This is a genomic window from Clostridium sardiniense (assembly GCF_019753795.1).
Lineage (GTDB): Bacteria > Bacillota > Clostridia > Clostridiales > Clostridiaceae > Clostridium > Clostridium sardiniense.
Genome location: NZ_JAIKTU010000038.1, coordinates 1 through 1,413, shown reverse-complemented (window position 1 = coordinate 1,413; position 1,413 = coordinate 1). Strand labels below are relative to the sequence as shown.

The following is a 1,413-nucleotide window of genomic DNA, read 5'->3' as shown; positions in this document are numbered from 1 at the left end:
CTAAGACAACTAGGATGTTGGCTTAGAAGCAGCCACTCATTGAAAGAGTGCGTAATAGCTCACTAGTCGAGAGATCCTGCGCCGAAAATGTAACGGGGCTAAACTTACCACCGAAGCTACGGGTTCACACTTTGTGTGAGCGGTAGAGGAGCGTTGTAATCGGGCTGAAGTCGTACCGTAAGGAGCGGTGGACTGATTACAAGTGAGAATGTTGGCATCAGTAGCGAGATGTGGGTGAGAATCCCACAGGCCGAAAATCTAAGGTTTCCTCAGGAAGGTTCGTCCGCTGAGGGTTAGTCGGGACCTAAGCCGAGGCCGAAAGGCGTAGGTGATGGACAATCGGTTGATATTCCGATACCACTATTATCGTTATTATCGATGGTGTGACGGAGAAGGATAGGATGTGCTAGCTATTGGATGCTAGTCTAAGCGTTTAGGGAGTTAAGGTAGGCAAATCCGCTTTAACAATCCTGAGGCGTGATGGGGAAGGTTCTACGGAACCGAAGTATCTGATTCCATGCTTCCAAGAAAAGCATCTAGAGAGAAAAATAGTGCCCGTACCGCAAACCGACACAGGTAGATGAGGAGAGAATCCTAAGGCCCGCGGAAGAATTGCAGTTAAGGAACTAGGCAAATTGACCCCGTAACTTCGGGAGAAGGGGTGCCTGCGAGAGCAGGCCGCAGAGAATAGGCCCAAGCAACTGTTTAGCAAAAACACAGGTCTCTGCTAAAGCGAAAGCTGATGTATAGGGGCTGACGCCTGCCCGGTGCTGGAAGGTTAAGGGGAACACTTAGCGCAAGCGAAGGTGTGAACTTAAGCCCCAGTAAACGGCGGCCGTAACTATAACGGTCCTAAGGTAGCGAAATTCCTTGTCAGGTAAGTTCTGACCCGCACGAATGGCGTAATGACTTGGGCACTGTCTCAACTGCAAATCCGGCGAAGTTGTAGTGCGAGTGAAGATGCTCGCTACCCGCGATTGGACGGAAAGACCCCGTAGAGCTTTACTGTAGCTTAGCATTGAATTTCGGTATTATCTGTACAGGATAGGTGGGAGACTGGGAAATCAGGACGTCAGTCTTGATGGAGTCATCCTTGGGATACCACCCTGATATTACTGGAGTTCTAACAGGACGCCATGAATCTGGTGACTGGACATTGTTAGGTGGGCAGTTTGACTGGGGCGGTCGCCTCCTAAAAAGTAACGGAGGCGCCCAAAGGTTCCCTCAGAACGGTCGGAAATCGTTCGTAGAGTGCAAAGGCAGAAGGGAGCCTGACTGCGACACCTACAAGTGGAGCAGGGACGAAAGTCGGGCTTAGTGATCCGGTGGTACCTCGTGGGAGGGCCATCGCTCAACGGATAAAAGCTACCTCGGGGATAACAGGCTGATCTCCCCCAAGAGTTCACATCGACG

Annotated in this window: 1 rRNA gene; it reads left to right on the top strand. The window is 51.1% G+C overall.

Going from position 1 to position 1,413, the window contains the following annotated elements:
- Positions 1-1,413 (top strand): 23S ribosomal RNA (locus K5V21_RS18980); the annotation flags it as partial.